Origin of the sequence: Kribbella sancticallisti, from assembly GCF_039530625.1 — a bacterium.
Taxonomy (GTDB): domain Bacteria; phylum Actinomycetota; class Actinomycetes; order Propionibacteriales; family Kribbellaceae; genus Kribbella; species Kribbella sancticallisti.
In genome coordinates this window covers 1-17,212 of the sequence record NZ_BAAAOS010000073.1, presented here as the reverse complement: position 1 = coordinate 17,212, position 17,212 = coordinate 1, and the positions used below count along the sequence as shown (strand labels likewise).

At 67.3% G+C, this 17,212-nt stretch carries 19 protein-coding genes; 10 read left to right on the top strand and 9 right to left on the bottom strand.

The features are described 5' to 3' along the window. Window positions 1-55 precede the first annotated feature (55 nt). Complete coding sequence (locus ABD255_RS43120) at window positions 56-1,444, bottom strand: FAD-binding oxidoreductase (protein ID WP_344222682.1); 1,389 nt, start codon at window positions 1,442-1,444, stop codon at window positions 56-58. A gap of 193 nt (window positions 1,445-1,637) precedes the next feature. On the opposite strand from ABD255_RS43120, the gene ABD255_RS43115 reads away from it, so the two are divergent. After that, on the top strand, window positions 1,638-2,888 hold the full coding sequence (locus ABD255_RS43115) for a lactate racemase domain-containing protein (RefSeq protein WP_344222681.1): 1,251 nt from the start codon (window positions 1,638-1,640) through the stop codon (window positions 2,886-2,888). 31 nt (window positions 2,889-2,919) lie between these two features. Next, window positions 2,920-4,377 carry a flavin-containing monooxygenase gene (locus tag ABD255_RS43110; RefSeq protein WP_344222680.1) on the top strand — a complete coding sequence of 486 codons (1,458 nt, stop codon included), beginning with the start codon at window positions 2,920-2,922 and terminating at the stop codon, window positions 4,375-4,377. 593 nt (window positions 4,378-4,970) lie between these two features. Here ABD255_RS43110 and ABD255_RS43105 read toward each other — a convergent pair. Next, window positions 4,971-5,945 (bottom strand): helix-turn-helix transcriptional regulator, encoded by a 975-nt coding sequence (locus ABD255_RS43105; protein WP_344222679.1) that lies wholly within the window; start codon window positions 5,943-5,945, stop codon window positions 4,971-4,973. 135 nt (window positions 5,946-6,080) lie between these two features. Between ABD255_RS43105 and ABD255_RS43100 the strand changes: the two genes are divergently transcribed. Further along, the gene (locus tag ABD255_RS43100; RefSeq protein WP_344222683.1) at window positions 6,081-6,476 is read left to right on the top strand and encodes a RidA family protein; all 396 of its coding nucleotides are present in this window, start codon (window positions 6,081-6,083) and stop codon (window positions 6,474-6,476) included. Window positions 6,477-6,554: 78 nt separating this feature from the next. Here ABD255_RS43100 and ABD255_RS43095 read toward each other — a convergent pair whose 3' ends face one another. Further along, on the bottom strand, window positions 6,555-7,940 hold the full coding sequence (locus ABD255_RS43095) for a cystathionine beta-synthase (RefSeq protein WP_425554649.1): 1,386 nt from the start codon (window positions 7,938-7,940) through the stop codon (window positions 6,555-6,557). Between the two features lie 132 nt (window positions 7,941-8,072). Here ABD255_RS43095 and ABD255_RS43090 point away from each other — a divergent pair, with 132 nt between their 5' ends. After that, entirely contained in the window at window positions 8,073-9,101 is a 1,029-nt protein-coding gene (locus ABD255_RS43090) for an SGNH/GDSL hydrolase family protein (RefSeq protein WP_344222677.1), read from the top strand. A 102-nt stretch (window positions 9,102-9,203) separates the two neighbouring features. Beyond that, on the top strand, window positions 9,204-9,434 hold the full coding sequence (locus ABD255_RS43085) for a DUF4287 domain-containing protein (RefSeq protein WP_344222676.1): 231 nt from the start codon (window positions 9,204-9,206) through the stop codon (window positions 9,432-9,434). 102 nt (window positions 9,435-9,536) lie between these two features. On the opposite strand, the gene ABD255_RS43080 is transcribed toward ABD255_RS43085, so the two are convergent. The 3 genes from ABD255_RS43080 to ABD255_RS43070 form a co-directional block, all read right to left on the bottom strand. Next, entirely contained in the window at window positions 9,537-9,980 is a 444-nt protein-coding gene (locus tag ABD255_RS43080) for a VOC family protein (RefSeq protein ID WP_344222675.1), read from the bottom strand. 178 nt (window positions 9,981-10,158) lie between these two features. After that, window positions 10,159-10,998, bottom strand: coding sequence for a Bax inhibitor-1/YccA family protein (locus ABD255_RS43075; RefSeq protein WP_344222674.1), 840 nt, complete (start codon window positions 10,996-10,998; stop codon window positions 10,159-10,161). A 264-nt stretch (window positions 10,999-11,262) separates the two neighbouring features. Continuing rightward, window positions 11,263-11,772 carry a DUF4118 domain-containing protein gene (locus ABD255_RS43070; protein ID WP_344222673.1) on the bottom strand — a complete coding sequence of 170 codons (510 nt, stop codon included), beginning with the start codon at window positions 11,770-11,772 and terminating at the stop codon, window positions 11,263-11,265. 114 nt (window positions 11,773-11,886) lie between these two features. Between ABD255_RS43070 and ABD255_RS43065 the strand changes: the two genes are divergently transcribed. The 3 genes from ABD255_RS43065 to ABD255_RS43055 all read left to right on the top strand — a co-directional run bounded on the left by ABD255_RS43065 (window position 11,887) and on the right by ABD255_RS43055 (window position 13,483). Next, window positions 11,887-12,012 carry a hypothetical protein gene (locus ABD255_RS43065; RefSeq protein ID WP_344222672.1) on the top strand — a complete coding sequence of 42 codons (126 nt, stop codon included), beginning with the start codon at window positions 11,887-11,889 and terminating at the stop codon, window positions 12,010-12,012. 14 nt (window positions 12,013-12,026) lie between these two features. Further along, window positions 12,027-12,767: a hypothetical protein gene (locus tag ABD255_RS43060; RefSeq protein WP_344222671.1), complete on the top strand. Its 741-nt coding sequence runs from the start codon at window positions 12,027-12,029 to the stop codon at window positions 12,765-12,767. Window positions 12,768-12,850: 83 nt separating this feature from the next. Further along, a complete protein-coding gene (locus tag ABD255_RS43055) occupies window positions 12,851-13,483 on the top strand; it encodes a dihydrofolate reductase family protein (RefSeq protein WP_344222670.1) in 633 nt (210 codons plus the stop codon). 102 nt (window positions 13,484-13,585) lie between these two features. On the opposite strand, the gene ABD255_RS43050 is transcribed toward ABD255_RS43055, so the two are convergent. Beyond that, window positions 13,586-13,840: a hypothetical protein gene (locus ABD255_RS43050; protein ID WP_344222669.1), complete on the bottom strand. Its 255-nt coding sequence runs from the start codon at window positions 13,838-13,840 to the stop codon at window positions 13,586-13,588. 322 nt (window positions 13,841-14,162) lie between these two features. Between ABD255_RS43050 and ABD255_RS43045 the strand changes: the two genes are divergently transcribed. Next, window positions 14,163-14,984, top strand: a complete 822-nt coding sequence (locus ABD255_RS43045) for a PIG-L deacetylase family protein (RefSeq protein WP_344222668.1) — start codon at window positions 14,163-14,165, stop codon at window positions 14,982-14,984. Window positions 14,985-15,062: 78 nt separating this feature from the next. Here the strand turns inward: ABD255_RS43045 and ABD255_RS43040 are convergent, their stop codons facing one another. After that, entirely contained in the window at window positions 15,063-15,287 is a 225-nt protein-coding gene (locus ABD255_RS43040; RefSeq protein WP_344222667.1) for a hypothetical protein, read from the bottom strand. A 136-nt stretch (window positions 15,288-15,423) separates the two neighbouring features. Between ABD255_RS43040 and ABD255_RS43035 the strand changes: the two genes are divergently transcribed. Next, the gene (locus ABD255_RS43035; RefSeq protein WP_344222666.1) at window positions 15,424-16,386 is read left to right on the top strand and encodes a phosphotransferase enzyme family protein; all 963 of its coding nucleotides are present in this window, start codon (window positions 15,424-15,426) and stop codon (window positions 16,384-16,386) included. Between the two features lie 11 nt (window positions 16,387-16,397). On the opposite strand, the gene ABD255_RS43030 is transcribed toward ABD255_RS43035, so the two are convergent. Continuing rightward, window positions 16,398-17,054: an alpha/beta fold hydrolase gene (locus tag ABD255_RS43030; RefSeq protein WP_344222665.1), complete on the bottom strand. Its 657-nt coding sequence runs from the start codon at window positions 17,052-17,054 to the stop codon at window positions 16,398-16,400. Window positions 17,055-17,212: the final 158 nt, after the last annotated feature.

Here is a 17,212-nt window from a genome sequence, read left to right as displayed (position 1 = left end):
GTCCTAGGCATACAACCCATCCTAGACTTATACAGCGAATTTCAGAAGCAGGACACTAGGCAGGCTTGATGTTCTGGTTCAGGTGGAAGACGTTGCCCGGGTCGAACTCGGCCTTGACCCGGGCCAGCCGGTCGTAGTTCTCCCGCCCGTAGCCGGCGATCACCCGGTCCTGCCCCTCGTTCCCGATGAAGTTCAGGTAGACCGCGCCGGTCGACCACGGCTTCAGGTCAGCGCACAGGTTCCTCGCCCAGGCGATCCCCTGCTCGTCCGTCGCCTGGTCCTCCCACAGCCCGAACGGGTGGATCACCCAGGGCGCCGTCCGGTGCGGCAGCGGCCACTTGTCCGCGTCGCGGGCCACCGCGCCGCCCCACGGAGCCATCAACTGCTGCGAGGGCGAAGGATGCGGCATGTCGTCCGCTCGATCGCAGAACGCCTTGATCGCCTCGTCCGGGAACTCGGTCAGGTGCTCGGCCGACCAGTAGTTCCGGAACCCGGGCGGATCGTCCAGCGCCGACTGCACGGCGGCGTACGGCATCTCGGCGATCATGATGCCTTCCGGGTTCAGGTCGAGCATCGGCGCGAAGGCGGCTCGCGTCTCCGCCTCCGTCCCCGCGTAGACGGCAGCGGCGGCGACCAGTCGTTCGCCCTGCAGGTGGAGCGGGACGAAGTCCTCGGGCGGGCCGGTCAGGAAGATCACGCCGCCACCCAGTTCCTCGGGCGCACCGGCCTCGACCAGGTTCCGGTAGGTCCGCAGCACCTCCGGTCCCGCGTCCGCCGGCCACAACAGCATCGCCATCGTCATCGCGGCCAACGGCTTCAGCTTGAACGTCAGCGACGTCGCCACCCCGAAGTTGCCGCCGCCGCCGTGCAGCGCCCAGAACAGTTCGGTGTTCTTGGTCTCGTCCGCGATCACCAACTGTCCGTCGGCGGTGATCAACTCGACCGACACCAGACTGTCGCAGGCCAGCCCGAACTTCCGCTCCAGCCAGCCGGACCCGCCACCCAGCGTCAGACCGGCCACGCCGGTGGTCGAAACGCGCCCACCGGTGGTCGCGAGCCAGTACTGCTGGCAGGCGCCGTCCAGGTCCGCCCAGGTGGCACCGCCGCCGACCCGCGCGAGCCGGGCGTCCGGATCGATCTGGACTCCCGACATCTTGCGGACGTCGACGACGATGCCGCCTTCCGTCACGCCGGCACCGGCGACACTGTGGCCACCGCCGCGGATCGCGATCTCCAACCCCTCCGTGACCCCGTACCGCACCGCCGCCGCGACATCGGCCGCCGATTCGCACTGCGCGATCAGCCTCGGCCGCTTGTCGATCATCGAATTGAACACCGCTCGCGCCTCGTCGTACGACGCGTCGCCGGGCCGCAGCACCTCTCCCCCGAAGCCGTCCGGCCGCCCCCGGTGCGAACCGGTGGATCGCTCGATCGTGTCAGACATGGGAACCCCCCTTGAATCGCCATTCCCCAGGTGACACGCCCGATGCTGCTCCGGGTCGTTGATCCGGTCAACGGTTCGGCTCTTACCGGAATGTGACGTGTTGGCCCGCACACCAAGGGCTTTCGGCCGGTCACCGTCGGCAGCCGTCACCTGGGGAAGTGTCGGCAACCGCTTGCCAGCTAGGCTTTCGGCCATGACCGTCACCGATGCGCAGACCGCGGCCCTGCTGGGCGGACCAGGGCAGGTCCTCACCGACGCGGAGGTCGACTCCTTCATCCGCGACTCGTTGGCAGGCGCCGGGCTCGACGGGCGCAGCGTCTGTGTGATCGTCCCGGACGCGACCCGCAGCTGCCCGCTGCCGCTGCTCCTGTCCGCGGTGCACGGCGCTCTGACCGGTCGCGTCTCCGAGCTCACCGTGCTTGTTGCCCTCGGCACCCATGCGGAGATGTCCGCCGACCAGCTCGCCGGCCACCTCGGTGGCCCGTACGACGGTCTCACCGTGCTGAACCACGAGTGGTGGAAGGAAGACACCTTCGCCGACCTCGGCACCATCAGCGCGGCCAAGGTCCGGGAGATCTCCGGCGGCCTGCTCGACGAGGCCGTCCCGGTTCGCCTCAACCGCGCGGTGGTCGAGCACGACGTCGCCCTGGTCGTCGGCCCGGTCTTCCCGCACGAGGTGGTCGGCTTCTCGGGCGGCAACAAGTACTTCTTCCCCGGCGTTGCCGGCCAAGAGGTGATCGACCTGTCGCACTGGCTCGGCGCGCTGATCACCAGCGCCGGCATCATCGGTACGCCGAGCCTCACGCCGGTGCGGGCCCTGATCAACGAAGCGGCCGGCCTCATCCCAGCCGACAAACTGGCCCTGAGCGTCGTCGCCCAGTCCGGCACGAGCGCCTTGCACGCCGTGGCTTTCGGCGACACGATCTCCTCCTGGCAGGCCGCGGCCGCCGTGTCGGCGCAAACGCACATCCGGTACCTCGATCGCCCGGTTCGCCGAGTGGTCTCGCTGATGCCCTCCCGCTACCAGGACATCTGGACCGCGGCGAAGGGCTTCTACAAGGTCGAACCGGTCGTTGCCGACGGCGGCGAAGTGATCCTGTACGCGCCACACGTCACCCAACTGGCCGCGATGCACCCGGAAATCGAGCAACTCGGTTACCACTGCCGCGACTACTTCCTCGGCCAGTGGGACCAGTTCCGCGACGCCCACTGGGGTGTGCTCGCGCATTCCACCCACCTGCGCGGCGCCGGAACCTGGGACTTGGTCAACGGAGAACGCTGCCGCGTCGACGTCACGCTGGCGACGGGGATTCCGGAGGACGTCGTCCGTGGGGCCAACCTGGGGTATCTGGATCCGGCGGGGTTCGACCTGGCGCAGTACGAGAGTGATCCCGAGACGCTGGTGCTACCCAATGCCGGTGAGGTTCTGTATCGCCTCCGCTGACAGACAGGTGACTCGCGGGTAACCTTCCGGCATGGCACAGACCGAGGTCGCGATCATCGGGTCCGGGTTCGCCGGGCTCTGCATGGGGATCAAGCTCCGCCAGGCCGGCTGCGAGAACTTCGTCATCCTGGAGAAGGCCGACGAACTTGGCGGCACCTGGCGGGACAACACCTATCCAGGCTGCGCCTGCGACATCCCGTCGTACCTGTACTCCTTCTCGTTCGAGCAGAACCCGCGCTGGACCAGGATGTTCGCCCCCTGGGACGAGATCCTGGAGTACCTGAAGCACTGCGCCGCGAAGTACGGGATCGCGGACAAGATCCGGTACGGCGCCGAGGTGACCGAAGCGGCGTACGACGACGCCACCGGCCAGTGGATCGTCACGATCAACGGCAGCGAGACGCTGGAGACGCAGTCCCTCGTGGGCGGGGTGGGCAATCTGCACCAGCCCAAGGTCCCCGACCTGGCCGGCCTCGACTCCTTCACCGGTACTTCGTTCCACTCGTCGCAGTGGAACCACGACCACGACCTGACCGGCCGCCGGGTCGCCGTGATCGGCACCGGCGCCTCAGCGATCCAGTTCGTACCTCGGGTCGCCGAGCAGGCCGCGCACCTCGATCTCTATCAGCGCACGGCTCCCTGGATCACGCCCAAGCCGGATCGAGGGATCGGCCCGCTCGAGCGCGGCCTGCACGCCAGGTTCCCGGCCGGGCAACGGGCGATCCGCGACGCGATCTTCTGGGGGCTGGAGGCACGCGGGCTCGGGTTCGCCGGCAGTCCCAAGCTGATGAAGGGCCTGGAACTCCAGGCCAAGCGGCACCTCCGCAAGCAGGTCACCGATCCCGTACTCCGCGCCAAGCTGACGCCGGACTACCAGATCGGCTGCAAGCGGATCCTCCTTTCGAACGACTACTACCCGGCACTCGCCCGCCCCGACGTCGACCTGATCACCACCCCGATCACCCGGGTCACCCCGACCGGCGTGACCACCGCGGACGGCGTCGAACGGGAGTGCGACACGATCGTGCTCGGCACCGGCTTCGAGGTGTCCGGCAACCTCACCCGGATCGGCATCCTGGGCCGCGACGGCACCGACCTCGCCGACACCTGGAAACGCAACGGCATCGGCGCCCATCTCGGTATCACTGTCGCCGGCTATCCCAACCTGTTCCTGCTGGTCGGCCCGAACACCGCCCTTGGGCATTCGTCGATGGTGTTCATGATCGAGGCCCAGGTCCGCTACGTGATGCAGGCCCTGCATTTGCTCCGCTCCCGCAACGCCACGTCGGTCGAGGTCCGCGAGGAAGCCCAGGAGCAGTTCGTTGACTCGGTCCAGAATGACTTGGACGACACCGTCTGGCAGGCAGGCTGTAACAGCTGGTACCTGGACGCCCAAGGCCGCAACTCCACCATCTGGCCCGACTTCACCTTCACGTACTGGCGCCGCACCCGCCGGCTCAACCCCGCCGACTTCGTGCTCACCCACTGATCCTTGGGGTCCCGGCTCAGGGTCCCCCCGGACTACTGAGGGAGGATCGACCGGACGCCGGCGTACGACTATGGGTGGAGACGAAGACAGGTCCTTGGACCGAGGTTTTTCCGCCTGTCGCGACGGATCCTTGGAACATGAACCTCCTCCAGATCCTCAGCGCAGTCGTCATCGTCGGCGGTGTCGTGATCACCGCCCTGATCGCCATCGTCCCGACCGTCGTCGACCGCTGACCCGGTCCCCGCACTCGAGTGCGGCCGCACCACCCCGACGTCTGAAGAGCCCTCGGGGGGCTCGTCGGGCGTCGCTGCGTTCCCACCCGTTGCTCACAGCAACGGAAGTAGTACCTCGTTCCGTTCTCCTGCACCCCAGGGAGGACCACAAGACCGCCCCTAGGACCGATGGCTCGAAGCCTTCTCCGCAGGACTCTCGAAGTATGGAAATCCTTCAGATCCTAGGCAGTGCAGCCATAGTGCTCGGCATCCTCGTCACCATCCTGATCGCGATCGTCCCGACCGTCGTAGACCGCTGACCTGGCTGTTGCGGGGCCGGATCTTCGTGACGCGGCGGCGGCCCGCGGAAGGCAACAGCTCTCAGGATGGCACTCCGTAGCAGCCGGCAATCGCGGTGGCGCGGTTGCGCAAGGAGGTCCGCAACCACTGCGGGGCCAGGGCTTCCGCGTTCGTGGCGAGCTGCCAAAGCGCCCATTCCGCGTGTCGTGAATCCTGGAACGTCACCTCCAGCCGCAGCCAGCCGTCTGCGTCGGTTTCTTCGGCGAGGACGGCCAGCGCGGTGCCCACCAGGTCCTCCCGCCGCGCCGGGTTCACCCGTACCAGCACGGCGACCTGGTCGCCGCCGGTCCGAAAACGCGTGCTGCGTTCCTGCCAGGCCCGGTCCAGATCGACCCGGTCCGGTCGCTGTGCGGGTTCGTCGAGTTCCTCGGCGGCCAATACCCGGGACAGCCGGTAGGTGCGGTCCTCGCCAGACTTCGTGGCGAGCAAGTAGCCCTGGTCGCGAACGGTGACCAGGCCGATCGGGTCCACCGTGCGCCACGTCGGAGTCTGGTCCACCGCCGCGTAGTGGATGCGCAGCTTGTGTCCGGCGAACACTGCCCGCCGGACCTCGGCCGCTATGGCGTCGGGCACCTCCTCAGCGACCACGCGGCGTGAGAGGAGGTCGGTCTCCGGGTCGATGAGCAATCGCTGCGCCGCGCCGGCCGCGGTGTCCCGATAGCCCTCGGGCAGTGCGTCGACCACCTTGAGCATGGCCGAAGCGAGCGCCGAGCCAAGGCCGAACACGTGGGCGCCGCGCCGTGATCCGGCGACCAGCAGGGCGAGCGCCTCGTCGTGGTTCAGGCCGGTGAGCTCTGTCTGGAAACCGGGCAACAGCGCGAACCCGCCGTACCGGCCGCGTTCGGCGTAGACCGGGACGCCGGCCGCTGACAGCGCCTCTATGTCGCGCAGGACGGTCCGGGTGGACACCTCCAACTCGCGGGCCAGTGTGACCGCGGACAGCCGACCGCGCCGGCGCAGCAGCAGCACCAGCGAGACCAACCGGTCGGCGCGCATGCGAAAACTCTACCGGCATACACGACACAGGATGTCGTGATTCGTTGGCAGGCTGTCCACACGACGTCAAAGCTGGCGGCTACCGAGCCGACGGACGTACGTACTGACGATGAATCGAATGGAGCAGATGTGGCTGTGGAGCGAACGACGGTCAACCCGTGGACGTGGTCGGTGGAACTGGGCTACAACCAGGGTGAGATCGTCTCCGAGCACACCCGGACCCTGTACTGCGCCGGGCAAACCGCGATGAGCGGCGACGGCAAGCCCCAGCATGACGGTGACATGGCCGCACAGTTGGCGCTGAGCCTGGACAACCTGGAGGCCATTCTCGGCGAGGCCGGCATGTCCCTCGCGAACCTCGTCCGGCTCAACGTCTACACCACCGACGTCGATCTGCTCTTCCAGCACTACGGCGAGCTGGCGTCGCGGTTGGGCGCCGCCGGGGTGGCGCCGACCACCACGATGCTCGGGGTGACTCGGCTGGCGATCCCCACCCTGATGGTCGAACTCGAGGGGACCGCCGTCGCGTGATGCGACGCCGCCGCGAGCTCGCACCCGAGCACACCCGCCGCTACACCACCGAAATCCTCGACCGCGCCGAACTTCCCGTCAGCCGATTGACAGGTGCCCCAGCAGGTCCTGCCGGGTAAGAACGCCCACCGGCTTTCCGTCGTCGAGCACCATCAGCGCGTCCTTGTCCTCCAGCAGTTCGACCGCCTTCGTGACAGATTCGCCCGCGCCGAGCGACGGCAGCGCAGGATCCATATGCAGTTCGACGATGTCTGCGAGCCGCGCCTGACCGGAGTACAGCGCGTCCATCAGAGTCCGCTCCGACACCGAGCCGGCTACCTCCGCCGCCATGATCGGCGGCTCGGCGCGGACCACCGGCACCTGCGAGACGCCGTACTCGCGCAGGATCTCGATGGCCTCGGCGATGGTCTCGTGGGGGTGGGTGTGAACGAGCGGAGGCATGCTGCCGTCCTTGCCCGCGAGCACCTCGCCGAGCGTCGTCCCCTGCCGCGCATGCGCCAGGAACCCGTACTGCGCCAACCACTCGTCGTTGAACACCTTCGTCAGATAGCCGCGTCCACCGTCCGGCAGCAGCACGACGATCACCATGTCCTCGGCGCCCGGCTCACCCGAGAGTTCCTGCGCGAGCCGGATCGCCGCGGCCGCCGCCATACCGGCGGAACCACCGACGAGCATCGCCTCTTCGCGAGCCAGCCGCCGCGTCACCGCGAACGAGTCGGCGTCGGAGATCTCGATGATCCGGTCGCAGATGTTCTTGTCGTAGGTCTCGGGCCAGAAGTCCTCGCCCACGCCCTCGACCAGGTAGGGCCGGCCGCTGCCCCCGGAGTACACGGAGCCCTCGGGGTCGGCGCCGATGATCTGGACGCGGCCGCCGGAGACCTCCTTGAGGTATTTGCCGGTGCCGCTGATCGTGCCGCCGGTGCCGACGCCCGCGACGAAGTGGGTGATCTTGCCCTCGGTCTGCTCCCAGAGCTCAGGGCCGGTCGACTCGTAGTGCGAGATCGGGTTGTTGATGTTCGCGTACTGGTTCGGCTTCCAGGCGCCCTCGATCTCGCGGACCAGCCGGTCGGAGACGTTGTAGTACGAGTTCGGGTGCTCGGGGGCGACCGCGGTCGGGCAGACGACCACCTCCGCGCCGTACGCCTTCAGCACGTTGCGCTTGTCCTCGCTGACCTTGTCCGGGCAGACGAAGACGCACTTGTAGCCCTTGGCCTGGGCGACCATCGCCAGCCCGACCCCGGTGTTGCCGGAGGTGGGCTCGACGATCGTGCCGCCGGGCTTCAGTTCGCCGGAGGCCTCGGCGGCCTCGACCATCCGGACCGCGATCCGGTCCTTCACCGAGCCGCCGGGGTTGAAGTACTCGACCTTCGCGAGCACGAGCGGCTTGGCACCGTCCGTGGTCTTCGAGAGCCGCACCAGCGGGGTGTTGCCGACCAGGTCCAGGAGTGAGTTCACGTAGCGCACGTATCTCACTGTATGGGACATTCGCCTCCGCGGCGCCATCGCCGCCGACCCGGCGCCGAGCCGTGAGCAACCACGCAGCGAGTCGTTTCCTATTTCGCTTGCGTGAGCGTCACAGCGTGTAATCCTTGACCCATGATGAATGCCCGGGCCGCCAAGAAACTGGCCCAGGCCGCAGCCTTCGGTGGTGGGGGACTCGGACTGATCGGAGCGACGCTGTACGGCGTGCTGACCGCGGAAGCGCGGTACGCCAGGCGCGTCATCGGTCCGATGAAGGCTCACCCGGCCAAGGGCGACGGCCTGTACGGCCGGTACCCAGGTCATCCGATCACGCTGGCGATGATCGGTGACTCCAGTGCTGCCGGATACGGCACCACCTCGCCCGACGAGACCCCCGGCGTGCTGCTGGCGTGCGGTCTCGCGGAGTTGGCGAAGCGCCCGGTCCGGCTGGTCGACGTGTCACGAACGGGGGCGAAGTCCGTCGACCTGGCCGGCCAGGTCGACACCGCGCTACTGGCCGGCCCGCACGTGGCCGCGATCCTGATCGGCGTCAACGACGTGAAGGCGCAGGTGCCGCCGTCCACGTCGGTGCGGCTGCTCGACGGCGCCGTCCGCCGGCTGCGCGCCGCGAACTGCGAGGTCGTCGTCGGCACCTGCCCGGACCTCGGAGTCGTCCGGCCGATCATGCCGCCCTTGCGGCAGGTCGCCCGGTCGTGGAGCCAACGGCTGGCCGCTGCCCAGACGATCTGCGTGGTCGAGGCCGGCGGGCGAACGGTGTCGATGGGATCGCTGCTGAGCGAGGCCTTCCGGACGAACCCGTCGATGTGGGGCGAGGACAACTTCCACCCCTCAGTCACCGGGTACGCCGCCGCCGCGGCCGCGTTGCTCCCTTCGGTGGCCGCCTCGGTCGGAGTCGGCCCGGAGTCGTTCGTACACCCCGAGCCATTCCGCGGTGAGGCAGTGCTTCCGATCGCGGAGGCCGCGGTGCAGGCCGTCCGCACCGCCGGTACTGAGGTCGCCGCGGCCAAGGTGGCCGGCAACGAGCGCGGTCCCCGGGGCCGGTGGGCCCAACTCCGGCACCGCCGCCGGCATCCGAAACCAGAGGTCGAGCGCGTCGAGGAAGAGCTCGCCGGCACCGAGGACGCAGTACCCGTGGGGAAATAGAGCGTCCGCTGAGCGAGGACTTTCATCAAGAGGGACTTGATTGCGACGTTGTCCTGAGGCACAGTCAATAACTACGCAATACCCCGATGACGGGAGGCGAAGATGGGCTTGGGCCACTCCGAGGAGACGCACCAACGTCTGGTGGAGAAGGTGCCCCAGTGCACCGGGCGTGAGATGACAGAGTGGTTCAAGTTGATGAACGACGGACCGTCGTTCCTGCGCTTCAACGACAGGGTGAGATGGCTTTCCAGCGAGTACGCCCTCGCTCACGGGCACGCCACAGCCATCGTTCACGAATACGACCTGGTCAAAGCGCACAGGCGAATGGGCTGACGAGCCGAACAGGAGTCTGACTTTTCCGAAAGCCTGCCCTTTCAGGTGGAGGGGCAGGCTTTCGTTGTTCCAGGCAAGGTCAAGCTCCCGTCCTGACCACGCCTAGACCACGCAGAAGTCGTTGCCTTCGGGGTCGGTCATCCAGAAGTGGTCCAGCGCGCCGCCGCCCTCGATCTCGACCTCCCGCACCACGGTCGCCCCGGCCGCGACGAGCCGCGCCGCCTCCGCACGGATCACCCGCTCCCGGTACTCCTGGGGCTGGTTCCGCCCGCCGGTGACCTGGAGATCCAGGTGCAGCCGGTTCTTCGAAGTACGGGGCTCGGGCACCTTCAGGAACGAGATAGCCGGCAGTACGCCGTCCGGGTCGGTCAAGCTGGCCCCGTCGTTCCACTCTTCCTCCGGCACCCCCTGATCGACGAGGAAGCTCTCCCACGAGTCCCACCCCTTCGGCGGCCCCGCCTCGACATATCCGAGCGCTTCACACCAGAACCGGGCCACCCGCACCGGGTCCCCGCAGTCGATCGTCATCGTCCATCGCGTCGTCATCCCCCCACCCTCCCAAACCCCACCGACACCTCCCGGGCATCGGGCGGGCCTCGGGTGGGCGTCGGGTGGGCGTCGGGTGGGCGTCGGGCGGGCGTCGGGTGGCACAGCAAAGGCCCGGCTCCTCCACCTGAAGGAACCGGGCCTCTTGCGTGCTAGCTAGCCGATGTCAGCCGAGCGGTCAGTCGCCACCGCGGAGGATCGCCAGAATCCGCAGCAGGTTCCAGTACAGCCAGACCAGGGTGACGGTCAGGCCGAAGGCGGCCCGCCAGGCCTCGTTCTGCGGGGCGCCCGCGCGGACACCCTGCTCGATCATGTCGAAGTCGAGGATCAGGTTGAACACGGCCAGGCCCGCGCCGAGCACGGCGAACAGCAGACCAAGCGGGCCCATGCCCGAGATGCCGGTGCCGACGCCGAACAGGCTGAGCACGAAGTTGACCAGCAGCACGCCCGCGAAGCCCATCGTCGCGACGATGACCATTCGGGTGAAGCGCGGCGTGACCTTGATGTTGAAGTACTTGTACGTCGCCAGCGTCAGACCCGCGGTCACCATCGTGGCCAGCACGGCCTGGACGACGATGCCCGGGTCACCGACCCAGTTCGCGATGAACTTGGAGCCGATTCCGAGGAACGCGCCCTCGGCCACGGCGTACGCCATCAACAGCGCCGGGTTCACCTTGCGTGAGAACGAGAGCACCATCGCCAGCGCGAAGCCGAGCAGCGCGCCGGCCAGGAACACCGGTGTGACCAGGTTGTCGGGCGTCCACCACCACGCGAAGGCGGCCGCCACCACGACGACACCCAGCGTGATCGAGGTCTTGACGATGACGTCGTCCAACGTCATCGGGCGGCTGTCAGCCGGCGCGCCCTGGTAGTTCTGGGGCGGCATACCGGGCCCGCCGTACTGGCCGGGCTGACCGTAAGGACCCGGCTGACCGTACGGAGCGGCCCCGGGATAGGCCTGGCCTTGGCCAGGCGCAAATGCACTCGACCGGTTCAGGACCGGGTTACTGCTCTGCATGTCATCCTCCTGATGACCCACTGTCGACCCGCTGTGGGTCGTATCGCGATACTACGGGCCCACCCTTAACAACGCCTGAGGACCACCCACCTGTTCCCCAAGCGATATTTCCCCACCCACCCAACAGGTTGCACAACCCAACCAAACTCAGTCCCTGGGTCTGAGCCAGCACAGTCGTTCGGCGGGGCGGCGCCGTACCTGTATGGGCAAGTACGACGCCGGGACCGGTGGCCACCCAGGATGTGGTTCTTCCCGCAGGCCAGTTCAGGGGTTGCGCAGCGATGCCTCCTGGGACGCGAGCGCCGAGCCGACCTGGTCCGCCAGCGCGACGGCGATCAGCTCGGCGCGCACCTGGTCGATCACCTGATCGGTGGATCCACCGCTCGCGATCGCGTTCGAGGTGGTCATCACGCCGGCCAGGTAGCCGCTCTGCCGGCTCGCGCGAGCTTGTTGCCGACGGCCCCAGATCGCGATCTCGGTGACCGCGGCACCGATCACCACCAGCAGGATGGTCGCCTCGATGTCATCGCGGTTCTCGATCGTCAACCGATTGAACGGCACGGTCAGGAACAAGTCGAACCACACCGCGCTCGACACCGCCGCGACCACCCCGGCGGGCCGGATCCCGAAGGACGCCACCGCCACGATCACCAGGACCAGCAGCAACGCCGCAGTGGCATTGTCGAAGCTGTGGCGGAACGGCACCAATCCCCCACAAACGATCAACGGAACGAACACCGCGGCCGTCAGCACCGGATTGCGGTAACTCTCCACCTCTCCATTGATACGCCCCGCAGCCGAACAATCAACGCCTCCCACCGGTCTCTGACAACTCTCACCCGCTGTTCAGCCTGTGTTGGCGGCCTAGACAGGCACTAGTTTGAGCCTGTGGCCAACTCGGAGGTTCGCGCTGTCGAGCGAGTCCGTCCCGTTGAGGACGGCGACGAACCCGCCACTCTGACCGAGATGCTGGACTTCCTCCGCGAGTCCACCGACGGCGCGGTCGGCGAGTAGTGGACAGCCCGCGCTTGGACAGAGCGTTCCTCGACCTGCCGAACAACGTCTACGGCGAGATCTCCGGAGCGACCGAGCCTTCCTCTGTCGCCGACGCGTTCGCCGCTTTGGGCTGGTCCGTACGGCGTAGCGGCGCGCGCGAGTACGAAATCGAACACACCTGGGCGAGTCTCACGATCGTGCCGACCACTCCCCTGACCTATTCGGGAGTCGTCGACCCGGCCCAGGTTCAACGGCTCCGCGACACCTTCCTCGCCTCGGGACACACCGCGACCGCCGAGCTAGAGCTTCACGGCCTCGTCTGGTCCGACACTCTTCTCGAGGACGCCCGCCGGATCCACACCGAAGTACAGGCGGAACTCGCAGCCGCCGGCGTACCGGGAGACCTGGTCCTCACCGGCGCCTCCAGCCTCCCCGGCCTCCTCACCAGAGGCGACGTGGACCTTCACCTACGCGTACCGCCTGAGACCTTCCCTGCTGTGCTCGCCGCGCTGGACACCCGCTATCCCCGAGCCAGCCTGCACTCCTGGGCCGCGACCCTCGCCGTCTACGCCGTTCCCGGTTTCGCCCACCCGACGGGATTAGCTGTCACCCCCGTCGACTCGGAGCACGACCACCGATTCACCCGCGGCTGGGCCCGCTTGGACGCCGACGCCGGGTTGCGTACGCAGTACAACATCCTCAAACAGACCGCCCCTGACGACCAGACCTACGAAGCCGAGAAGTCCGCCTTCTTCTCCCGTCTCTTGCTCTAGCTTTGGCTCGGTGAGTCGAACACGCTGGAAAGCGTCACACAGGCTGTGTGCTGCGGCGGTTTCGACGATGGTGAGGTGACTTCATGGGACGCACGATCATGGGCGCTGTGGTGTCGCTGGACGGCTTCATCGCGGACGACAACGACGAGGTCGGCCCGATGTTCGACTGGTACGGCAACGGCGACGTCGAGTGGAAGTGGACGGAGAGCCAGGGCGAACCGAACCGCACCACACAGGCGTCGAAGGAGTTCATCGAGGCCGTGTACCCGCGGATCGGCGCGGTGGTGATCGGCCGCCGCCTGTTCGACCTGACCGACGGCTGGAACGGCATCCCCGCCGCCGGCGACCACGTCTTCGTCGTCACCCACGAGCCCCCGACCGACTGGAAGTACGCCGCCACCGCCCCCTTCACCTTCGTCACCGACGGCATCACCTCCGCGATCACCCAAGCCCGAGCTTTGGCCGGCGAAGACCGAATCACCGACGTAGCCGCCGGCCAAATAGGCGGCCAGGCCCTCCGCCTGGGCCTGATCGACCAGGTCGTCATGAACATAGTCCCGGTAATCTTCGGCTCCGGCCGCCCGTACTTCGGCGCCCTCGGCCCAGGCGACCTCATCACCCTCGCCAACCCCTCCCGAGTAGCCCAGGGCAACCGAGTTACGCACCTCCTCTACGACGTAGAACGGCCCGAGTCCTCGGTGGACATCGCGAACTGACGGTAGTAACTGGGCTGCTCAAAAGACTGCGCCCGCGGCGGGATTCGAAACCCGCATGCCTTCCGGCTGCGAGGTGACCGTCGCAGCGGCCGAAGCGGATCCTCAAGAGGACGGGTCGACGCGGAACTCCTGCGGCACATCTACGCGCAGGTCCCGGTAAGCCCGACTGACATCAGACCGAGCCGCTTCAACCGCACGGATCGCCTCAGCGGCGGCACCGAGAGCCGCCTGCCGGGTCAGACCTGTCGTGCCGCCAGGATCGCGCTCCGCCAGTGCGAGCTCCTTGATGCGGCCGGTCAGCATGGCATTGCTGTTCGCCCAAACAAAGAGGACCTCGCTGAGACTCTGCTGGGTCATGCAACCACCTGCTGGTCAATGAAATCCGGTCCAGTCCTGGAGCGCTACGACAAACAGTGTCGCTCGGGACAAGTGCTCGACCAACGTTGGCGGTTACGTATCAAGCGCGCGGGCATCAGAGGCCGTCTGGAAGACGTAGAGAAAGCTGCCAGCCGATACTGCATCCGCCCCTGTCCTCCCGTCGACTGTTGCGGGACACTCGTCCGCCAAGTGACCTGCGACAGTCTGAGCGCGGATCGCGGCATATCCGGGCGTTGGTTTCCGGCCTGCGGCGATGTAGCCGGTTGGCCAGTGGCTCGTCATCCGTCGGTTGGTGTAGCGGGTGGCTATCGGGGTGAGCCCGGATGACAATGACGAGGTGTACACCCTGGCGGTGGTCGTCGCGCACCCGGACGATGACGCGTACGGCATCGCCGGAACGGTCGCGCTCCACGCGGCCGAGGATGGATTCCGCTTCGTCCTTGTGCACGCCACCGACGGCGAAGGCGGCGACATCCGGCCGGGCTTCCCCGCGACCCCCGAAACGCTCGGGCGGATCCGCCGCGCGGAGGACGAGGCAGCCTGGCGCGCCGTCGGGCGTTCTCCCGACCGGCACGTGTGGCTGGGCTACCAGGACGGTGAGGTCGACCGGGCGCCGTTCGACGAGCTGGTGGACGCGGTATGGGCGGTCCTCGAGGAGGAACAGCCGGCGGTGGTCTTCACCTTCGGTCCCGATGGCATCTTCGGCCACCCCGATCACATCGCGATCGGCGCGGCGACCGACGCCGCGTTCACCCGTGGCGCGGCCCTCGATGGCCCGGCGTTCCGCCGGCTTCTCCACGGCGCCGTACCCGAGTCGGTGTTCCGACGGTGGAACACCCAGCGTGCGGACCTGGGTCTGACGGTCTTCGACCCGACCCTGAAGTACCACATGCGTGGCGTACCCGACGAGGACATCGGAGTGGTGGTCGACTGTCGCGAGGTCGCGGACCGGATCGTCAGCGGACTGCTTGAGCACCGCAGTCAGCACCATGTGATGTCCGACGATCCCGACGACGTGGCGCGATGGCAGCGCGTCGTCAGCCGCGAGTGGCACGTCGTCGCCTGGCCGCCCCGCGGCGTCGCGAAACCCCACCTGACCGACGTCTTCCAAGGGCTGACCTAGACCGTCAACGCCTCTTCGGGCCTGCGAATCCAGCGACCGGGTATCAAGTGAGACGACATTGCTGGCCAGGAGGGACGCTCACAGGACCGCGCCGCGAGGTGCGACTTCCACGGCGGAAACGCCCCTTGCGTAGAGCACCAGCAGCCGATCGCCATGCTGGCAGCGCAGCACGCCGGGATCTTCCGCGAGCGTGGCGACGACGTGGTCGATGACCTCGTCTTCGCTGCCCGCACCGGGCTCCTCGTACGTCAGATCCAGGTTGTCTCCGCTGATGAGCCGAACACGAAGCACGATGACTGCCATGTTCACTCACATTAGACGTAGAACGCGACCCTGGCGTCGAGGAAGTTGCGCGCGAGCGTCGACCGTGAGCGGATCGCGGGGATTAGCGCAGCAGTCATCCGGGGCGCGGCCTCTTCTTGTCGTAAACTCCGCAACCATGTTTCCGTTGGGGCTATCGATGCTGTGGGAATCGACCGAGCCGCGGAGGGCCCTGCAGGACAGGTTCGGCCTCGCCGGCTTCGATGACGCGGTCAACTGGCTCACCAAAGGTCTGGCCCAGGCTTGGGCCATCGACGTTGAGGCCTGCGACCGGATCATCATCAGCGACAACAACGCCATCGCCTGGGTCCGCACCAACCAGGGAGCGTTGGTGGCGAAGTGGTCCCGAGCCCAGGACCAGTTTGTCAGATTCACCGCAATCTCAGACATGCTCCAGGCGCTACACGAGCACGGGGTGCTTGTCGCGCCGCCACTGACCTCGGTCGATGGTCAGCATCGAGTGATCATTGATTCCGGTTCATCGCCACTGTCGATGACGGTGCAACCGCAGATAGATGGCGACCTGCTCGACACCACTGACGAGACGGCAGTCCGCCAGGCGGGCGCTTGTCTGGCCACCTTGCACAACGCCTTGGCCAGCCACAGGGACAGCCGACTGATCGAGATCGCACCCGGCCGGACCTTGGACTTGCGCCAGCGGATAGAGACGTGGCTGGAGGTCGCGGATACGGGGACGGCGCCGACTGCGTCAGCAAGACTGCGCGACCAGTTAGCTTCGCTGCCGCAGATCGACACCGAGCCGCAGTTGATCCACAACGACTACCGGGCCTCCAACATCCTCACGGCCGGCTCGGAAATCCTGGCCGTCATCGACTTCGACGACGTTGCCTGGGACTACTGCATCGCAGACCTCGCGAACGCATTCGTCTTGCTCAGCACCCGCTTCACCAACTGGCAACCGACACCAGCAAGTGTTCGCGACACCCTTCTCGAGGGGTACCAATCAGTGCGACCACTCACCCGCCTCGAACACCAATGGCTTCAAGCACTCGTGCTGTGGCGCGGCATCACGGCTATCCCAGCCGGTGAAGACCCAGCCGGATGGGCAAACGCTCTGTGAGTTCCCTCCGCTTACGACAAGTTCACTGAAGGAAGTTCGGCCGCGTACGCCACGAGCCGGTCGACGAGTTGGCGCGGGCGGGCGAGGGCTGGGTAATGGCCGCCGTCGATCTCGTCGGGTTCGATACCCAGACGCTCCCGGGCATGGCGGCGCGCCCACTCCGCGGGGAACATGCGGTCGTCGCGGCACAGCAGGTACCTCGTCGGCGTATCCGGCCAACTCTCGAGCGGCCAGGGCTGCTGCAACGCCGCCGAAGCCTCGTCCCGTTCTCGCCGGCTCGCCTCGGCTGCCAGCGCAGGCGGCACGTCGTAGTAGAACACGTCGTCGGGGCCGCTGCTTTCGTAGCCGGTATTGGTCCACCAGTCCGAGAAGAGTTCTCCAGGCGCCGGGATCATCGCCGCGACCAGGACCAGGAGGTCGACCGGGATCCGCCCGCACACCAGCGGTGCCGTGAAGCCGCCCAGCGAATGCCCCACGACCACAACCTCGCGGCGATCACCCACCGCGTGAACGACGGTATCGGCGTACTCTCCCCAGCCGGCCAGGCGGTCGTCGATGGGCAGGTCGACGGCCACTGCGCCGTGCCCACGCTCGCGAAGTTCAGCCGCGACCAAATGCCAGTCCCAGCCGCTGCCACCACCACCGTGCACAAGTACGAACGTGGACACAGTTTTACCCTAGCGACCTACCCGCCCAACTCCGGGACAGCAGTTCCCCGCGCACACCGCGGCAGATGAGGCCGCCAGCCCGGAGAACCGGCGTCGATTGCGCTTGACCCGTCTCGACGGACAGGGTTGATGTGAGATGGTCAGGCTATCTGCTCGGC

Excerpts from the sequence above, each read along its gene's own strand:
- ABD255_RS43090 (WP_344222677.1), top strand. The coding sequence starts at position 8,073 with ATGATGAATGCCCGGGCCGCCAAGAAACTGGCCCAGGCCGCAGCCTTC.
- ABD255_RS43085 (WP_344222676.1), top strand. The coding sequence starts at position 9,204 with ATGGGCTTGGGCCACTCCGAGGAGACGCACCAACGTCTGGTGGAGAAG.
- ABD255_RS43055 (WP_344222670.1), top strand. The coding sequence starts at position 12,851 with ATGGGACGCACGATCATGGGCGCTGTGGTGTCGCTGGACGGCTTCATC.
- ABD255_RS43120 (WP_344222682.1), bottom strand. The coding sequence starts at position 1,444 with ATGTCTGACACGATCGAGCGATCCACCGGTTCGCACCGGGGGCGGCCG.
- ABD255_RS43050 (WP_344222669.1), bottom strand. The coding sequence starts at position 13,840 with ATGACCCAGCAGAGTCTCAGCGAGGTCCTCTTTGTTTGGGCGAACAGC.
- ABD255_RS43080 (WP_344222675.1), bottom strand. The coding sequence starts at position 9,980 with ATGACGACGCGATGGACGATGACGATCGACTGCGGGGACCCGGTGCGG.
- ABD255_RS43075 (WP_344222674.1), bottom strand. The coding sequence starts at position 10,998 with ATGCAGAGCAGTAACCCGGTCCTGAACCGGTCGAGTGCATTTGCGCCT.
- ABD255_RS43040 (WP_344222667.1), bottom strand. The coding sequence starts at position 15,287 with ATGGCAGTCATCGTGCTTCGTGTTCGGCTCATCAGCGGAGACAACCTG.
- ABD255_RS43035 (WP_344222666.1), top strand. The coding sequence starts at position 15,424 with ATGTTTCCGTTGGGGCTATCGATGCTGTGGGAATCGACCGAGCCGCGG.
- ABD255_RS43115 (WP_344222681.1), top strand. The coding sequence starts at position 1,638 with ATGACCGTCACCGATGCGCAGACCGCGGCCCTGCTGGGCGGACCAGGG.
- ABD255_RS43110 (WP_344222680.1), top strand. The coding sequence starts at position 2,920 with ATGGCACAGACCGAGGTCGCGATCATCGGGTCCGGGTTCGCCGGGCTC.
- ABD255_RS43105 (WP_344222679.1), bottom strand. The coding sequence starts at position 5,945 with ATGCGCGCCGACCGGTTGGTCTCGCTGGTGCTGCTGCTGCGCCGGCGC.